Raw genomic sequence first — 17,869 nt, forward strand, 5'->3', positions numbered from 1 at the left:
CGGCACTGCCCGGGCCCGGTGCGGCGGCATCCGGTGCCGGGGCGGCGGCCGGTCCCGGTCGGGGGAGGGGGGACCGGCCGCCGCGCCGGGCCTACTTCCTGTCGAGCAGGTCCTGGACCCTGGCGCGGACCTCGTCCGTGGCCAGGCCGCGGACGGTCAGCGTGGTGCGGCGGCGCAGCACGTCGTCCGGCGTCTGGGCCCACTCGTGGTCGCGGGCCCAGACGACCTGCGCCCAGATCTCCGGGGCCTCCGGGTGCACCCGTTCGGCCAGCGCCGGGTTCTCGTTGGCCAGGCGGGCGATGTCGAAGGCCAGGGAGCCGTAGTGGGTGGCCAGGTGCCTGGCGGTGTCGGCGGCCATGCGCGGGCCGGGCGCCGGGCGGTCCACCAGCAGCCGGTGCGCCACCGCCCTCGGGTTGGCGATACCGGGCAGCGGCAGCTTCCTCGGCAGCGAGGAGACCGGCTCGAAGTCGTCGCCGAGCGGGTGGCCCGGCAGCTCCTCCAGCTTCTTCAGCACCGTGCGGCCGATGTGCCGGAAGGTGGTCCACTTGCCGCCCGCGACGGACAGCATGCCGCCCCTGCCCTCGGTGACGACGGTCTCGCGCTTGGCCTTGGCGGTGTCGCCCGGACCGCCCGGCAGCACCCGCAGGCCGGCGAAGGCGTAGGTCATCAGGTCGCGCCGCAGCTGCCGGTCCCGGACGGAGAACGCGGCCTCGTCCAGGATCTGGGCTATGTCCGACTCGGTGACCGCGACGTCGCCCGGGTCGCCCTCGTACGCCTCGTCGGTGGTGCCGAGCAGCAGCATGTCCTCCCAGGGGAGGGCGAAGGTGATGCGGTACTTGTCGATGGGGGTGGCCAGCGCGGCCTTCCAGGGGAAGGTCCGCTTCAGCACCAGGTGCGCGCCCTTGGACAGGCGGATGGACGGCGCCGCGCCCGGGTCCTCCATCCGGCGCAGGTGGTCGACCCAGGGTCCGGTGGCGTTCAGCACCAGGCGGGCGTTGGCCCCGAACTCCTCACCGGTCAGCCGGTCCCTGAGGTCGGCACCGGTGACCCGGCCCCGGGTGAAGCGCAGTCCGGTGACCTCGGCGTGGTTGAGCACGACCGCGCCCGCCTCGACGGCCGCGCGGACCGTCATCAGCGCCATCCGCGCGTCGTTCATCTGGTCGTCGCCGTACACGGCCACGGCCTTGAGGTTGTCGGTGCGCAGCTCGGGCACGTCCTGCGCGGCCCGGGCGGGGGAGAGCAGGTGGCCCACGCCGTCGCCGAACGCGGAGAGCGCGGAGTAGGCGAAGACGCCCGCGCCGAGCTTGGCCGCGCCGTGCGGCCCGCCCTTGTACACGGGGAGGTAGAAGGTGAGCGGGTTCGCCAGGTGGGGGGCCACCTGGCGGGAGACCGCACGGCGCTCGAAGTGGTTCTCCGCGACCAGCTTCACCGCGCCGGTCTGCAGGTAGCGCAGGCCGCCGTGGAGCAGCTTGGAGGACGCGGAGGAGGTGGCGCCGGCGAAGTCGCCGGCGTCGACCAGCGCCACCCTGAGCCCGGATTGCGCGGCGTGCCAGGCGGTGGAGATGCCCAGGATGCCGCCGCCGATCACAAGGAGGTCGTACGACGCCTTGGCGAGCTGCTCCCTGGTCTCGGCGCGGCTCGGGAGGGAGCCGGAGGCCGGGTGCGTCCCCAGGGCGGGCAGGGTCTGCGGGGTGGGCTGACTGGTCATGTCGGGTCTTACTCCTCGTCAGGGCTGTCGGAGCTGTCGCGAGCCGCTCAGCCCTCGTCCTCGATCCAGCCCATGGTCCGCTCGACGGCCTTGAGCCAGTTCTTGTACTCACGGTCGCGGGTCTCCGCGTCCATGCGGGGGGTCCACTCGGCGGCCCGGCGCCAGTTGGCGCGCAGTTCGTCGGTGCTGGACCAGAAGCCGACGGCGAGGCCGGCGGCGTAGGCGGCGCCGAGGCAGGTGGTCTCGGCGACCATCGGGCGCACCACGGGCGCGTCCAGGACGTCGGAGAGCGTCTGCATCAGCAGGTTGTTGGCGGTCATGCCGCCGTCGACCTTGAGGGTCACCAGTTCGTCGCCGGAGTCCTTCACCATGGCGTCGGCGATCTCCCGGGTCTGCCAGGCGGTGGCCTCCAGGACGGCGCGCGCGAGGTGCGCCTTGGTGACGTACCGGGTCAGGCCGGCGATCACACCGCGGGCGTCGGCACGCCAGTGCGGGGCGAACAGCCCGGAGAAGGCCGGCACGAAGTAGGCGCCGCCGTTGTCCTCGACGGAGAGCGCGAGCGTCTCGATCTCGGCGGCGGTGGAGATCAGGCCCATCTGGTCGCGCATCCACTGCACCAGCGAGCCGGTGACGGCGATGGACCCCTCCAGGGCGTACACCGTGGGCTGGTCGCCGATCTTGTAGCCGACGGTGGTCAGCAGGCCGGCGTAGGAGTTGATGATCTTCTCGCCGGTGTTCATCACCATGAAGGTGCCGGTGCCGTAGGTGGACTTGGTCTCGCCCTCGGAGAAGCAGGTCTGGCCGAACAGGGCCGCCTGCTGGTCGCCGAGCGCGGAGGCGACCGGGATGCCGCCGAGCAGGTCGCCCAGCCTGCCGCCGGTGACCTCGCCGTAGACCTCGGCGGAGGAGCGGATCTCCGGGAGCATCGTCAGCGGGACCCCGATGGACTCCGCGATCCTGGTGTCCCACTGCATGGTGTGCAGGTTCATCAGCAGGGTGCGGGAGGCGTTGGTGACGTCGGTGACGTGCCGGCCGCCGTCGACACCGCCGGTCAGGTTCCAGATGACCCAGCTGTCCATGGTGCCGAAGAGGATGTCGCCCGCCTGGGCGCGCTCCTTGAGGCCCTCGACGTTGTCCAGCAGCCAGCGGGCCTTGGGACCGGCGAAGTAGGAGGCCAGCGGGAGGCCGGTCTCGCGGCGGAAGCGGTCCTGGCCGACGTTGCGGCCCAGCTCCCGGCAGAGGTGGTCGGTGCGGGTGTCCTGCCAGACGATGGCGTTGTGGACGGGCTCACCGGTGTTCTTGTCCCACAGCACGGTCGTCTCGCGCTGGTTGGTGATGCCGATGGCCTTGATGTCGTCGCGGGTGATGCCGGCCTTCTCGACGGCTCTGGCGACGACTTCCTGGACGTTGGTCCAGATCTCGGTGGCGTCGTGCTCGACCCAGCCCGGCTTGGGGAAGATCTGCTCGTGCTCCTTCTGGTCGACGGAGACGATCCGGCCGTCCCGGTCGAAGACGATGCAGCGCGAGGAGGTCGTGCCCTGGTCGATAGCCGCGATGAACGGGCCTGCGGTGTGGGCGTCGGTCACTGTGTGCTCCTGGGGGTCCGTGGTGGGGGCTGTGCGTGCGGTGCGTGCGCGGGGGGCCTCGCCGCGGGGCGGCGTCAGGCGAAGGCGGCGTTGTAGATGCCCGCGGCGATCACGGCGCCGATCAGCGGGCCGACCACCGGGACCCAGGCGTAGCTCCAGTCGGAACCGCCCTTGTTGGGCAGCGGCAGGAGGGCGTGGACGATGCGCGGACCGAGGTCGCGGGCGGGGTTGATCGCGTAGCCCGTGGGGCCGCCGAGGGACAGGCCGATCGCCACCACCACGAGTGCGGTGATCAGGCCGCCCAGGACGCCGAGGCCGTCGCCCTTGGCGTTCAGCCCCTGGGTGAGGACCGCGAGGATCAGCACGAGCGTGCCGATGATCTCGGTCACGAGGTTCTGGACCGCGTTGCGGATCTCCGGACCGGTGGAGAAGATGCCGAGGACCGGGCCGGCCCCCCGCTCCTGGGCCTCGACGGCCTTGACTGAGGTGGCCTGGGCGCCGGGGCCGCCGACTGCCTCCCGGTCGGTGAGGTCGACGATCCCCCGGTCGGTGAGGTGCGCGTGGAACTGGCCGTAGTAGGCCGCCCACACCAGGGTCGCGCCGATCATCGCGCCGAGCAGCTGGCCGGCGAGGTAGACCGGGACGTCGCTCCAGTCGCCGTTCGTGAGGGCCAGGGCGAGCGTGACGGCCGGGTTGAGGTGGGCGCCGGAGAGCGGCCCGGAGATGTAGACGGCCGTCATGACGGCGAAGCCCCACCCGAAGGCGATGGCGAGCCAGCCGGCGTTGCGGGCCTTGGAGGCCTTCAGCGTCACGGCGGCGCAGACACCGCCGCCGAGCAGGATGAGTACGGCGGTACCGATGGTCTCGCCGATGAAGATGTCGGAGCTGGACACCCGCGACTCCTTTGTCCTTCGTCCAGGGAAGCCGAACCCCGGGTCCCACCGGGGGTTCTGGTGCCCTCGGGTGAGAGCGATGCCGGCCCTTGGCGTTGTCACACTCTAGCGCGTATTGCCGTTAGGTGTTCGACAATGCCGACCGATGGACGGGAGTCTTGTTCGGCGTCCCGCATGCGTCAAGGGTTCCGTTATCGAAAACAGGATCGTTATTGATCGCCATCGGTTATCGCCCTGCGGGTACTGAGGGGCATGTGCGCCCCATTTGTCCGTTCAAGCGTAGGGCGAGAACCGGGACGCCGCCTCGCGTCCCGGTCGCCCGGTTCCCGGCCGCCCGGCCGCGCCGCTCAGAACCGCCCGGCGCCCAGGTCCCGAGACACCGCGCGGGCGCAGTCCCGCACCGCCGCGATCAGTTCCGGGCGCAGCCCGCCGTCGCGGCACAGCCGCTCCACCGCGCCGGTGACCCCGACCGCGCCCACCGGCATGCGGCGCCGGTCGTGGATGGGTGCGGCGACCGACGCCACGCCCTCCCAGGTCTCCTCCACGTCCGCCGCGTACCCCCGCGCGCGCGTGAGGTCCAGCAGGCGCTCGAAGTCCCCGGGGTCGCACACCGTGCGCTCCGTGAAGGGCTTGCGGTCGGCCTCCAGGGCCTCGCTGTGCGCCACCGGGTCGTACGCGGACAGCACCTTGCCCAGCGCCGTGGAGTGCAGCGGCTGCATGGCCCCGATCTCCAGCACCTGCCGGCTGTCGTCCGGCCGGAAGACGTGGTGCACGATCAGCACGCCCTGCTGGTGCAGCACGCCCAGGTACACGCTCTCCCCGCTGGAGCGGGCCAGGTCGTCCGTCCACACCAGGGCCCGCGCGCGCAGCTCGTGCACGTCCAGGTAGGTCGTGCCCAGCCGCAGCAGCTCCGCGCCCAGCTGGTAGCGCCCCGAGGCGTCGTCCTGCTCCACGAACCCCTCCTGCTGCAGGGTGCGCAGGATGCCGTGCGCGGTGCCCTTGGCGAGGCCCAGTGACGAGGCGATGTCCGAGAGGCCGAGCCGTCGCTCGCCGCCCGCGAGCAGCCGCAGCATCGCGGCCGCCCGTTCGAGCGACTGGATGTTCCGTGCCATCGCCGTCCTGCCTCCGTCCCCTTCGACCGCCGACGACCGCCGACACGCGCGGTGGGCGTCGACGGCCGTTGACGAACCCTGTCGTACACCGTCGCCTGTATCGTTCGGCAATGCCGAACACTACCGGTCCATGCCGACCTCCCGCCAATGGTTCGGCCGGCACCTGTCGCATTCCGGGCGGCCCGCCGACGGCCTTCGGCCACCCGGGTCACTCCGGCGCGTCCGCCTCGTGGACGCCGGTGCCCATCCAAGCCCACTCCCGGTTACTCTGACGCCGTGCCCTCGCCCGGCCCCCGCCGGGGAAGCCGCATAGCCGACAGCCGTCGCACCCCAGGGAGTCCCCACATGGCCTCGTCGCCGACGTCCCCCTCCGCCGACAGCCGGACCCGTGCGTCCGCGCTCCGCGAGGCGCTCGCCACCCGTGTGGTGGTCGCCGACGGAGCCATGGGCACGATGCTCCAGGCCCAGGAGCCGACCCTCGACGACTTCCAGCAGCTCGAGGGCTGCAACGAGATACTCAACATCACCCGCCCCGACATCGTCCGCTCCGTCCACGAGGCGTACTTCGCCGTGGGCGTCGACTGCGTCGAGACCAACACCTTCGGCGCCAACCACTCCGCCCTCGGCGAGTACGACATCCCCGACCGCGTCCACGAGCTGTCCGAGGCGGGTGCCCGCGTCGCCCGCGAGACCGCCGACGACTTCACGGCACGGGACGGCCGCCCCCGTTGGGTCCTGGGCTCCATGGGCCCCGGCACCAAGCTTCCCACCCTCGGTCACGCCCCGTACACCACCCTGCGCGACGCCTACCAGCGCAACGCCGAGGGCCTGGCCGCCGGCGGCGCCGACGCGCTGCTCGTGGAGACCACCCAGGACCTGCTGCAGACCAAGGCGGCCGTGCTCGGCGCCCGGCGCGGCCTGGAGGCCCTCGGCCTGGACTTGCCGGTGATCGTCTCGGTGACCGTGGAAACCACCGGCACCATGCTGCTCGGCTCCGAGATCGGCGCCGCCCTCACCGCGCTCGAACCGCTCGGCATCGACATGATCGGCCTGAACTGCGCCACCGGCCCGGCCGAGATGAGCGAGCACCTGCGCTACCTCGCCCGCCACGCCCGCGTCCCGCTGTCCTGCATGCCCAACGCGGGCCTGCCCGTGCTCGGCAGGGACGGCGCCCACTACCCGCTGACCGCGCCGGCCCTGGCCGACGCCCAGGAGACCTTCGTCCGCGAGTACGGCCTCTCCCTCGTCGGCGGCTGCTGCGGCACCACCCCCGAGCACCTGCGCCGGGTCGTCGAACGCGTCCGGGGCCTCACCCCGCCCGAGCGCCACCCGCGGCCCGAGCCGGGTGCGGCCTCCCTCTACCAGTCGGTGCCCTTCCGCCAGGACACCTCCTACCTGGCCATCGGTGAGCGCACCAACGCCAACGGCTCCAAGAGGTTCCGCGAGGCCATGCTGGAGGGCCGCTGGGACGACTGCGTGGAAACGGCCCGCGAGCAGATCCGCGAGGGCGCGCACATGCTCGACCTCTGCGTGGACTACGTCGGCCGGGACGGCGTCGCCGACATGGAGGAGCTCGCCGGCCGCTTCGCCACCGCCTCCACCCTGCCCATCGTGCTGGACTCCACCGAGGTCGACGTCATCCGGGCGGGCCTGGAGAAGCTCGGCGGCCGCGCGGTGATCAACTCCGTGAACTACGAGGACGGCGACGGACCCGACTCCCGCTTCGCCAGGGTCACGCAGCTGGCCCGGGAACACGGCGCCGCCCTGATCGCGCTGACCATCGACGAGGAGGGCCAGGCCCGCACCCCGGAGAAGAAGGTCGAGATCGCCGAACGGCTGATCGCCGACCTGACCGGGAACTGGGGCATCCGTGAGGAGGACATCCTCATCGACACCCTCACCTTCACCATCTGCACCGGCCAGGAGGAGTCCCGCAAGGACGGCGTCGCCACCATCGAGGCGATCCGCGAGCTGAAGAGGCGGCATCCGAACGTGCAGACCACGCTCGGCCTGTCGAACATCTCCTTCGGCCTCAACCCGGCCGCCCGCATCCTGCTGAACTCCGTCTTCCTGGACGAGTGCGTCAAGGCCGGCCTGGACTCGGCGATCGTGCACGCCTCCAAGATCCTGCCGATCGCCCGGTTCGGCGAGGAGGAGGTCCGCACCGCCCTCGACCTGATCCACGACCGCCGCAGCGAGGGCTACGACCCCCTCCAGAAGCTCATGCAGCTCTTCGAGGGCGCCACCGCCAAGTCCCTCAAGGCCGGCAGGGCCGAGGAACTGGCCGCGCTGCCGCTGGAGGAACGCCTCGAGCGCCGCATCATCGACGGCGAGCGCAACGGCCTGGAGGCCGACCTGGACCAGGCCCTGCGGGACCGGCCCGCCCTGGACATCGTCAACGACACCCTCCTGGAGGGCATGAAGGTCGTCGGCGACCTCTTCGGCTCCGGCCAGATGCAGCTGCCGTTCGTCCTGCAGTCCGCCGAGGTCATGAAGGCCGCCGTCGCCCACCTCGAACCCCACATGGAGAAGACGGACGACGAGGGCAAGGGCACCATCGTGCTCGCCACCGTGCGCGGCGACGTGCACGACATCGGCAAGAACCTCGTCGACATCATCCTGTCCAACAACGGCTACAACGTCGTCAACCTGGGCATCAAGCAGCCGGTCTCCGCGATCCTGGAAGCGGCCGAGGAACACCGCGCCGACGTCATCGGCATGTCCGGCCTCCTGGTGAAGTCCACGGTGATCATGAAGGAGAACCTGGAGGAGCTGAACCAGCGCGGCCTCGCCGCCCGCTTCCCCGTCATCCTCGGCGGCGCCGCCCTCACCCGGGCCTACGTCGAACAGGACCTGCACGAGGTCTACGACGGCGAGGTCCGCTACGCCCGCGACGCCTTCGAGGGCCTGCGCCTGATGGACGCCCTGATCGGCGTCAAGCGGGGCGTGCCCGGCGCGAAGCTGCCCGAACTCAGGCAGCGCCGGGTGGCCGCGGCGCCCGCCGCCGAGGCGGAGGAGCGCCCGGAGGAGGGCCACGTCCGCTCCGACGTCGCCACCGACAACCCCGTGCCGGCCCCGCCGTTCTGGGACACCCGCATCGTCAAGGGCATCCAGCTCAAGGAGTACGCGAGCTGGCTGGACGAGGGCGCCCTGTTCAAGGGCCAGTGGGGACTCAGGCAGGCCCGCACCGGCGACGGCCCGTCCTACGAGGAACTCGTCGAGACCGAGGGCCGGCCCCGCCTGCGCGGCCTGCTCGACCGGCTCCAGACCGAGAACCTGCTCGAAGCGGCCGTCGTCTACGGCTACTTCCCCTGCGTGTCCAAGGACGACGACCTGATCATCCTGGACGAACAGGGCAACGAGCGCACCCGCTTCACCTTCCCGCGCCAGCGCCGCGGCCGCCGCCTGTGCCTGGCCGACTTCTTCCGGCCCGAGGAGTCCGGCGAGACCGACGTCGTCGGCTTCCAGGTCGTCACCGTCGGTTCGCGCATCGGCGAGGAGACCGCCAGGCTCTTCCAATCCGACTCCTACCGCGACTACCTCGAACTGCACGGCCTGTCCGTCCAGTTGGCCGAAGCGCTCGCCGAGTACTGGCACGCCCGCGTCCGCTCCGAACTCGGCTTCGCCCACGAGGACCCCACCGCTGTCGAGGACATGTTCGCCCTGAAGTACCGCGGCGCCCGCTTCTCCCTCGGCTACGGCGCCTGCCCCGACCTGGAGGACCGCGCCAAGATCGCCGACCTGCTCCGGCCCGAACGGATCGGCGTCCACCTGTCGGAGGAGTTCCAGCTCCACCCCGAGCAGTCCACCGACGCGATCGTGATCCACCACCCGGAGGCGAAGTACTTCAACGCCCGCTGATCCTCCACCGGGCACCACGGCCGACGGCGACGTACACTGGTCGGTCCACTGCAGGCCGGTTCCCCGCGCGGGAACCGGCCTGGTCGTCCCTCAAGGAGGTGCGCCCGGATGACCAGTACGGTCCCCGCGCCCGGAGACCTTCCCCCGGTCCCCGGTCCCGCTCGGACGGGGAGGGCCCCGGCGGCGGAAGGCTCCGCCCTGCAAGCGGTCCTCCTCGACATGGACGGCACCCTGGTCGACACCGAGGGCTTCTGGTGGGACGTCGAGGTCGAGGTCTTCGCCGCCCTCGGCCACACCCTCGACGACTCCTGGCGGCACGTCGTGGTCGGCGGGCCCATGACCCGAAGCGCCGGCTTCCTCATCGAGGCCACCGGCGCCGACATCACACTCGCCGAACTCTCCGTCCTGCTCAACGACGGCTTCGAGGCCCGCATCGGCCGCTCCCTGCCGCTGATGCCGGGCGCCGCCCGGCTGCTCGCCGAACTCCACCGGTACCGCATCCCCACCGCCCTGGTCTCCGCCTCCCACCGGCGCATCATCGACCGCGTGCTCGGCGTGCTCGGCCCGCACCACTTCACCCTCTCCATCGCCGGTGACGAGGTGTCACGCACCAAGCCCTACCCGGACCCCTACCTGCTCGCCGCCGCCGGACTCGGCGTGGACCCGGCCCGGTGCGCCGTCGTCGAGGACACCGCGACCGGTGTCACCGCCGCCGAGGCCGCCGGCTGCCACGTCGTCGCCGTCCCCTCCATCGCCCCCATCGCCCCCGCCGAGCGGCGCACCGTCGTCCGCTCCCTCGAAGAGGTCGACCTGGCGTTCCTGCGCGGCCTGATCGCCGAGAGGGTCCTGTGACGCAGAGGCGCCCGGCCGTTCACCGGGCGTGCGAAGCGCACGGAACGGCCGGACACGTCTCCGGAGGAGCACACCGGAGAAGGAGGGCGAAGCCGGTCGCCCGACCGAGTACCACCGGGCGCCGGAACCGCCACGCATGTGACCTTCCCCACGCGCCCACCCCTCGACAGCACTGCCCGGGTGTGCAGACCACCCCTGTCCGGGAGGGAACGCCGGCCCCTTGTGTCCCGATTGGTGAATCGCTGCACCAATCCTGCCACTGTCTGGTTTTCGGTGTGTCCGCACCCGGTTCCACTGCGTGATGGTGCCTCAGCTCATGTGGCCTCCGACCCCGCTGCGGGCGCGGACTAATCTCGTCGCGAGAACATCGCCGTAACCCCCGTCACCCGCCGCGCCACCCATGCGTGCCAGGTACACGGACTCGAACAGCTCTGGAGAAACCCCCGCATGAACCGCAAGACTTTGGTGCTGCCGGCAGTGGCCGGCCTGCTCACGCCGGTTCTCGCCGCATGCGGCGGATCCGACAGCGGGAGCCGGAGTGGCGACGCCATCGTCGTGGGCACCACCGACCGGTTCACGGCCACCAGCGCAGCTCCGGCGCCCCTCGACCCCGCCTACGCCTACGACGTCGGCACCTGGAACATCCTGCGCCAGAGCGTGCAGACCCTGATGACCCAGCCCAAGGGCGAGGGCAACCCCGTTCCCGAAGCCGCCGAGAGCTGCGCCTTCAGCGACAGCGGCAACGAGCGCTACGCCTGCAAGCTGCGCCCGGGCCTGAAGTTCGCCAACGGCGACGCGGTCACCGCCGCCGACGTCAAGTACTCCATCGAGCGCGCCCTGCGCCTCAAGGCCGACAGTGGTGTCTCCGCCCTGCTGAACACCATCGACACCATCGAGACCCAGGGCGACCGCGAGGTCATCTTCCACCTCAAGACGGCCGACGCCACCTTCCCGTACAAGCTGTCCACCCCGGTCGCCGGCATCATCAACCCCAAGGACTACCCCAAGGACAAGCTGCGCACCGGGTTCCGGGTCGACGGCTCGGGTCCCTACACCTTCAAGGCCGACGTCAAGAACAACGCGATCGTCAGCGCCATCTTCACCAAGAACCCCTCCTACAAGGGCAGTGTGACGGTGAACAACGACCAGGTCGTGATGCGCTCCTACGACAGCGCGGAGGCCATGGGCACCGCCATCGACAAGGGCGACATCGACGTCATGACCCGCACCATGTCGCCGGCGCAGATCCAGAAGCTCGACTCCGGCGCCGACGAGAAGGTCGACCTCGTCGACATGCCCGGCATGGAGATCCGCTACCTGGCCTTCAACACCAACGCGCCCACCGTGAAGAACAAGGCCGTCCGCCAGGCCATGGCCCAGGTCATCAACCGCGGCGAACTCGTCTCCAAGGTGTACGGCACCCAGGCCGAGCCGCTGTACTCGCTCGTCCCGGCCACCGTCACCGGGCACTCCAACTCGTTCTTCAACAAGTACGGCAACCCCAGCACCGCCAAGGCCAAGAGCCTGCTCGCCGGGGCCGGCATCACCACCCCGGTGAAGCTGACCCTGCACTACACCACCGACCACTACGGCCCGGCCACCAAGCAGGAGTTCGAGGTCCTGCAGAAGCAGCTCAACGCCACCGGCCTGTTCGACGTCGACATCCAGGGCCACCCCTGGGCGACCTTCCGGCCCGCCGAGCAGAAGGGCCGGTACGACGTCTACGGCATGGGCTGGTTCCCCGACTTCCCGGACGCCGACAGCTTCCTGGCGCCCTTCCTCGACAAGGACAACTTCCTCGGCTCGCCGTACTCCAACAGCACCATCCAGCGCACGCTGATCCCCGAGTCCCGGCGCGAGGCCAACCGGCTCGACGCCGCCACCAGCCTGACGGACATCCAGGAGATCGTCGCCGACGACGTCCCCCTGCTGCCGCTGTGGCAGGGCAAGCAGTACGTCGCCGCGCGCGACAACGTCACCGGCGTCTCCTACGCCGTGAACTCCTCCTCCTCGCTCCAGCTGTGGGAGCTGGGCCGCGGCGTCGACGGCTGACCCGCGTCCGCGCCGGCCGCCGCGTCGGCCACCGGCCGACGGAAAGGGCGCCCCTCCCCGCCGGGAGAGGCGCCCCTCACCGTCGTCCCCCGGCCTACTGCGCGCCGGGACGCACCAGCCCGCTCTCGTACGCGTACACCGCGGCCTGCACCCGGTCCCGCAGACCCAGCTTCGTCAACACGTGCCCCACGTGCGTCTTCACCGTGGTCTCGCTCACGAACAGGTCCGCGGCGATCTCCGCGTTCGACAGGCCGCGCGCCACCAGCTTCAGCACCTCGACCTCACGGTCCGTCAGCGTGTGCAGCGTGTCCGGCACCGGCTCCTCGCCGGAGGGCAGGTGCGTCGCGTACTTGTCCAGCAGCCGGCGCGTGATGCTCGGCGCCAGCATCGCCTCCCCGGCCGCGACCACCCGGATGGCCTGCACCAGCTCGTCGGCGGGCGCGTCCTTGAGCAGGAACCCGCTGGCCCCCGCCCGCAGCGCCTCCACCACGTACTCGTCCAGGTCGAAGGTCGTCAGCACCAGCACCTTCGCCGGGCCGTCCCGCTCCGGCCCGGTGATCCGCCGGGTGGCCTCCACCCCGTCCATCCGCGGCATGCGGATGTCCATCAGCACGACGTCCGGCTGCAGGGCCCGCACCTGGTCGAGGGCCTGCAGACCGTCACCGGCCTCGCCCACGACCGCGACGTCCTGCTCGGCCTCCAGGATCATCCGGAAACCCGTACGCAGCAGGGGCTGGTCGTCGACCAGTAGGACGCGGATGGCCACGTGACACTCCTTCGCTAGTCCGGCCCCATTCTGCCCCGGACGCCCGCGCCGGTCCCCGCCGCCCTCAGCGGCAGCGGATACGGCGGGGGAGTGCCGCCGAACTCCGGGCACAGCGACTGGTGGTCGCACCAGCCGCACAGCTTCGTCGGCCGCGGCCGCCACTCGCCCGTCTCCGTCGCCCGCCCGATGGCCTCCCACAGCGCCAGCAGCTTGCGCTCCACACGCTCCAGGTCAGCCGGGACCGGGTCGTACGTCAGCACGTCCCCGCTGCCGAGGTACACCAGCTGCAGCCGGCGCGGCACGACCCGCTTCAGCCGCCACACGACCAGGGCGTAGAACTTCATCTGGAACAGCGCGCCCTCGGCGTACTCCGGCCGCGGCGCCCTGCCCGTCTTGTAGTCGACGATCCGCACCTCGCCGGTGGGGGCCACGTCCACCCGGTCGATGATCCCGCGCAGCCGCAGTCCCGACTCCAGCTCGGTCTCCACGAACAGCTCCCGTTCGGCCGGCTCCAGCCGCGTCGGGTCCTCCAGCGTGAACCAGCGCTCCACGAGCCGCTCGGCCTCGCCCATCCAGCGGGCCAGCCGTTCCCCGTCCGGATCCTGCGCGAACAACTCCCCGACCTCGGGCCTGCTCTCGCGCAGCCGGTCCCACTGCCCCGCGATCAGCGCCTTGGCCCGCGGCGCGGTCCGTTCCCCGGCCGGCGCGTCGAACAACCGCTCCAGCACGGCGTGCACCAGCGTCCCGCGGGTCGCCGCCTCGCTCGGCCTCTCCGGCAACCGGTCGATCACCCGGAACCGGTACAGCAGCGGGCACTGCATGAAGTCACCGGCCCGGGAGGGCGACAGCGAGGTGGGCGCCACGGCGACGCGCCCGGCCGCGGACGCCGCCGGCGGCCCGCCCGCGGACACGGCAGCCCGTCCGGCACCCCGGGGCCCGGCTCCCGCCGGGGCATCCCCGGCACCCCCGGTACCGGCCTGCGGCACGGCAGGACCTCCGGTGCTTCCCGGTCCGGCCGGCGCCCCGGCCACCGGGCCCGCCGCCTCCCCGGCCACCGGTTCCGCCCCGGCCACCGGGCCCGTCCCCTCGGCCCCGTCCGACCGGGCGCCCGCGTCCTCGATGCTGCTCTCCATGACCACCGACCATACGGGCCGCCACCGACAGCGGGCCGTCCGCGGGCCGCGCCGGCCGGGCACCGGCGGAGCGAACACCCGGGTGCCGAGGCGGAACGCACCGCCACGGCCGCATACCATCGAACCGAGACCCTTCCGCCCGGCCGGCGCGGAAGACGCTTCGAACGAGGGGACACCGTGGACGTGAGCGGCGGGAGCGGACAGCCGCGGTCCGGCAACGACGAGCCGGCCGAGCGTCCCACGGACCCCACGACCGGCTCCACCGACCCGGCGCGCCCCGGCCGGCCCGCCCCCCGCGAGCCCGGAGCCGGCCGCCCGGAGCCGGAGTCCGGCCGTGAGACCGGCGGCGGCACCCGCCCGGAGCCGGAGTCCGGCCACGGGACCGATGACAGCACCCGCCCGGAGGCGCGGACCGGTGGCCCCGGGGACGCCCCGCGGGGCGGCGCCGACGAGCACCGCTCCCTCGCGCACTCCAAGATGGCCAAGGGCGCGCCGCCGCAGCCGCGGCCCAAGGAGCCCGGCGGCGGTCTCCTCATGGGCCGCCCCTTCGGCGTGCCCGTGTACGTGGCGCCCAGCTGGTTCCTCGTCGCCGCCCTGATCACCTGGGTCTTCGGCGGCCAGCTCGACCGCGTCCTGCCCGAGCTGGGCGCCGCGCGCTACCTGGTCTCCCTGTTCTTCGCGGTCGCCTTCTACGCCTCCGTCCTCGTCCACGAGCTGGCCCACACCGTCGCCGCCCTCCGCTTCCGGCTCCCGGTCCGCCGCATCCAGCTCCAGTTCTTCGGCGGCGTCTCCGAGATCGAGAAGGAGGCCGAGACGCCCGGCCGGGAATTCGTCCTGGCCTTCGTCGGCCCCCTGCTCTCCCTCGTCCTCGCCGGCCTGTTCTACCTCGCGATGAAACCCGTCGAGCCCGCCACCGTGCCCGGCGTCCTGCTGGCCGGCCTGATGGTCTCCAACCTCATCGTCGCCGTCTTCAACCTGCTGCCCGGCCTCCCCCTGGACGGCGGCCGCATGCTCCGCGCCGTCGTCTGGAAGATCACCGGCCGGCCCATGAGCGGCACCGTCGCCGCCGCCTGGGTCGGCCGCGCCCTCGCCGTCTGCGTCCTGATCGGCCTGCCCCTGCTCAACCAGTCCGGCGGTTTCGGCGGCGACGGCCAGGACGTCAGCGGCATGGACACCGTCACCGACGCCCTGCTCGCCGCCATCCTCGCCGCGATCATCTGGACCGGTGCCGGCAACAGCCTGCGCATGGCCCGCCTGCGCGAGCACCTCCCCGAACTGCGGGCCCGCACGCTGACCCGGCGGGCCGTACCCGTCGAGGGCGACACCCCCCTGTCCGAGGCGCTGCGCCGCGCCAACGCCGCCGGCGCCCGCGCCCTGGTCGTCGTCGACGCCGACGGCACGCCCCTCTCCCTCGTCCGCGAGGCCGCCATCGTCGGCGTGCCCGAACACCGCCGCCCCTGGGTCGCCGTCAGCGGCCTCGCCCAGGACCTGACCGACGGCATGCGCGTCTCCGCGGAGCTGGCCGGCGAGGACCTGCTGGACGCCCTGCGCGCCACCCCGGCGACCGAGTACCTCGTGGTCGAGGAGACCGGAGAGATCTACGGCGTCCTGTCCGCCGCCGACGTCGAACGCGCCTTCGTCAGGGCCATGGCCCGCCCCAGCTGACCACCGTCCTGCCGAAACGGTGGTCGGCGGCCCCCTCCGGTGCCGGTACGCTGGTCACATGTCCGAACCGACCGGTGCCGCCCGCAGGCGCGGGCCCTTCAAGGTCGGGGACCAGGTACAGCTGACCGACCCCAAGGGCCGCCACTACACGTTCACGCTCGAAGCCGGGAAGAACTTCCACACCCACAAGGGCTCCTTCCCGCACGACGAACTGATCGGCGCTCCCGAGGGCAGCGTTGTCCGCACCACCGGCAACGTCGCCTACCTCGCGCTGCGCCCCCTGCTCCCCGACTACGTCCTGTCCATGCCCCGCGGGGCGGCCGTCGTCTACCCGAAGGACGCGGGGCAGATCCTCGCCTTCGCCGACATCTTCCCCGGCGCCCGCGTCGTGGAGGCCGGCGTCGGCTCCGGCTCGCTCAGCAGCTTCCTGCTGCGCGCCATCGGCGACCAGGGCATGCTGCACTCCTACGAGCGCCGCGAGGACTTCGCCGACATCGCCCGGCAGAACGTCGAACGCTACTTCGGCGGCCCGCACCCCGCCTGGCAGCTCACCGTCGGCGACCTCCAGGACAACCTCTCCGACACCGACGTCGACCGCGTCGTCCTCGACATGCTCGCCCCCTGGGAATGCCTTGAAGCCGTCTCCAAGGCGCTCGTCCCCGGCGGCATCGTGTGCTGCTACGTCGCCACCACCACCCAGCTCGCCCGGACCGTCGAGTCCATCCGCGAGATCGGCTGCTTCAACGAGCCGACCGCCTGGGAGACGATGATCCGCAACTGGCACATCGAGGGCCTGGCCGTCCGCCCCGACCACCGGATGATCGGCCACACCGGCTTCCTGCTCACCGCCCGCCGCCTCGCCGACGGCGTCGAGCCGCCCATGCGCCGCCGACGCCCCGCCAAGGGCGCCTACGGCGAGGACTACGCCGGACCCAACGCCGAGGGCGGCACCGGCCGCTGACCGGCACCGCACCCGCACAACGCAAGGGCGCCGTTGCCCCGTTCCCGACCGAACCCGGGAACCCGGCAACGGCGCCCGCGCGTTGACACGGCACCGGGATCCCCGAGGGGCCCCGTGTCCCGCACACATCCCGGACCGACCCCGCCGTTCCCCCGCACTGTGACGTGTGGCACCATGCTGGCCACCCCCCACCGGCACAGCCCTCACAGGAGACACTCCTAGTGCAGCAATCCGCCGTTCCGGAGCTCGCCCACACACGTGCCCGGCCCATCCACTGGGTCGCCACCGCCACCGCGGTCGCCGGTGTGATAGCCCTGTCCTCCGTCGTCCAGCCCGGATCGGCCACGGCCGCCCAGAGCACCGCCGGCACCCCCGCCGCCCCCGCTCCCGCCGCGCCGCCGCCCAGCACGGCCGGCGTCCGCTTCCCCCTCGCCTGCGGACCGGTCGAGGCCGTCGTGGCGAGCACGGCAAGCGGAGACCTGGACGGCGACGGCAGGCCGGAAACGGTCGCCGTGGTCCACTGCGACGCCGCCATGGGCACCCCGCCCGACGGCGTCTACGTCCTCACCCGGGGCACCGACGGCGGCACGGCACGCCTCGTCGCCACCCTCGTCGACCCGAAGGACCGGCTCACCGCCACCGGCGTCACCGTCCGTGCACGCGCCGTCTCCGCCACCCTGCTGGGCTACTCCTCGGCCGACGTGCCCAATTGCTGCCCCGACGTGAGGACCCCGGCCAAGTGGCAGTGGAACGGCACCGCGTTCGTCCGTTCCACCCCCGCCGGGGCCCACAGCGTCTGAGCCGCCCCGCCCTGACCGCTCCTCACCCCGCGTCCGGTCCGTACATCTCGGTCCCGTCCACCACCCGGCGCACGTGGATGCATTCGCCTGGGCACTCCTTGGCCGAGTCCACCACGTCCGTCAGCAGCGGCAGCGGCACCGGCACCGCCGCCCCCGGGGCCTGCAGCAGTTCCTCGTCCGCGCCCTTCACGTAGGCCAGCCCGTCGATGTCCAGCTCGAACACCTCCGGCGCGTACTGGGCGCAGATGCCGTCGCCCGTACACAGGTCCTGGTCGATCCAGACCTCCAGCGCCTCGCCGTCCGGGGCCTCCTGCTGCACGGTCACCTCTCCTGCCGTCGGTTCGCCGGACGGCGCCCCGGGCACGAAGACCAGCCGGGTCCGCTCCAGCGGCTGTTGGACACCCCCGACCCTACCCCCGCCCGGATTCCGGCCGGGTTCGACGACCAGGAGGTTTCCGCCCGCACCTGGGGGGTACGAGC

The 17,869-nt window shown here is 72.2% G+C and carries 13 protein-coding genes; 6 read left to right on the plus strand and 7 right to left on the minus strand.

Annotated elements, in window-relative coordinates; all coding sequences use genetic code 11:
* Window positions 1-91 precede the first annotated feature (91 nt).
* From QQY24_RS24860 to QQY24_RS24875, 4 genes are all read right to left on the minus strand, one after another.
* Window positions 92-1,708 (minus strand): glycerol-3-phosphate dehydrogenase/oxidase, encoded by a 1,617-nt coding sequence (locus QQY24_RS24860; RefSeq protein WP_301974943.1) that lies wholly within the window; start codon window positions 1,706-1,708, stop codon window positions 92-94.
* A 47-nt stretch (window positions 1,709-1,755) separates the two neighbouring features.
* Window positions 1,756-3,294 carry a glycerol kinase GlpK gene (glpK, locus tag QQY24_RS24865; protein ID WP_301974944.1) on the minus strand — a complete coding sequence of 513 codons (1,539 nt, stop codon included), beginning with the start codon at window positions 3,292-3,294 and terminating at the stop codon, window positions 1,756-1,758.
* A gap of 74 nt (window positions 3,295-3,368) precedes the next feature.
* Complete coding sequence (locus tag QQY24_RS24870) at window positions 3,369-4,187, minus strand: MIP/aquaporin family protein (protein ID WP_301974945.1); 819 nt, start codon at window positions 4,185-4,187, stop codon at window positions 3,369-3,371.
* A 347-nt stretch (window positions 4,188-4,534) separates the two neighbouring features.
* Window positions 4,535-5,299: an IclR family transcriptional regulator gene (locus QQY24_RS24875; protein WP_301974946.1), complete on the minus strand. Its 765-nt coding sequence runs from the start codon at window positions 5,297-5,299 to the stop codon at window positions 4,535-4,537.
* A gap of 345 nt (window positions 5,300-5,644) precedes the next feature.
* On the opposite strand from QQY24_RS24875, the gene metH reads away from it, so the two are divergent.
* The 3 genes from metH to QQY24_RS24890 all read left to right on the plus strand — a co-directional run bounded on the left by metH (window position 5,645) and on the right by QQY24_RS24890 (window position 12,064).
* Window positions 5,645-9,160, plus strand: coding sequence for a methionine synthase (gene metH, locus QQY24_RS24880; RefSeq protein WP_301974947.1), 3,516 nt, complete (start codon window positions 5,645-5,647; stop codon window positions 9,158-9,160).
* 108 nt (window positions 9,161-9,268) lie between these two features.
* Complete coding sequence (locus tag QQY24_RS24885) at window positions 9,269-10,012, plus strand: HAD family phosphatase (RefSeq protein WP_301974948.1); 744 nt, start codon at window positions 9,269-9,271, stop codon at window positions 10,010-10,012.
* A gap of 447 nt (window positions 10,013-10,459) precedes the next feature.
* Entirely contained in the window at window positions 10,460-12,064 is a 1,605-nt protein-coding gene (locus tag QQY24_RS24890) for an ABC transporter substrate-binding protein (RefSeq protein WP_301974949.1), read from the plus strand.
* Between the two features lie 94 nt (window positions 12,065-12,158).
* Here the strand turns inward: QQY24_RS24890 and QQY24_RS24895 are convergent, their stop codons facing one another.
* Both QQY24_RS24895 and QQY24_RS24900 read right to left on the minus strand, forming a co-directional pair.
* Window positions 12,159-12,830 carry a response regulator transcription factor gene (locus QQY24_RS24895; protein ID WP_301974950.1) on the minus strand — a complete coding sequence of 224 codons (672 nt, stop codon included), beginning with the start codon at window positions 12,828-12,830 and terminating at the stop codon, window positions 12,159-12,161.
* Window positions 12,831-12,844: 14 nt separating this feature from the next.
* Complete coding sequence (locus QQY24_RS24900) at window positions 12,845-13,963, minus strand: RecB family exonuclease (protein WP_301974951.1); 1,119 nt, start codon at window positions 13,961-13,963, stop codon at window positions 12,845-12,847.
* 177 nt (window positions 13,964-14,140) lie between these two features.
* Here QQY24_RS24900 and QQY24_RS24905 point away from each other — a divergent pair, with 177 nt between their 5' ends.
* The 3 genes from QQY24_RS24905 to QQY24_RS24915 all read left to right on the plus strand — a co-directional run bounded on the left by QQY24_RS24905 (window position 14,141) and on the right by QQY24_RS24915 (window position 17,389).
* Window positions 14,141-15,628 carry a site-2 protease family protein gene (locus tag QQY24_RS24905; RefSeq protein WP_301974952.1) on the plus strand — a complete coding sequence of 496 codons (1,488 nt, stop codon included), beginning with the start codon at window positions 14,141-14,143 and terminating at the stop codon, window positions 15,626-15,628.
* A 58-nt stretch (window positions 15,629-15,686) separates the two neighbouring features.
* Window positions 15,687-16,589 (plus strand): tRNA (adenine-N1)-methyltransferase, encoded by a 903-nt coding sequence (locus QQY24_RS24910; RefSeq protein ID WP_301974953.1) that lies wholly within the window; start codon window positions 15,687-15,689, stop codon window positions 16,587-16,589.
* A 221-nt stretch (window positions 16,590-16,810) separates the two neighbouring features.
* Window positions 16,811-17,389 (plus strand): hypothetical protein, encoded by a 579-nt coding sequence (locus QQY24_RS24915; RefSeq protein WP_301974954.1) that lies wholly within the window; start codon window positions 16,811-16,813, stop codon window positions 17,387-17,389.
* A gap of 22 nt (window positions 17,390-17,411) precedes the next feature.
* On the opposite strand, the gene QQY24_RS24920 is transcribed toward QQY24_RS24915, so the two are convergent.
* Window positions 17,412-17,714 carry a ferredoxin gene (locus QQY24_RS24920; protein WP_301974955.1) on the minus strand — a complete coding sequence of 101 codons (303 nt, stop codon included), beginning with the start codon at window positions 17,712-17,714 and terminating at the stop codon, window positions 17,412-17,414.
* Window positions 17,715-17,869 lie beyond the last annotated feature (155 nt).

The organism is Streptomyces sp. TG1A-8 (assembly GCF_030499535.1).
In the GTDB taxonomy this organism is placed as follows: domain Bacteria; phylum Actinomycetota; class Actinomycetes; order Streptomycetales; family Streptomycetaceae; genus Streptomyces.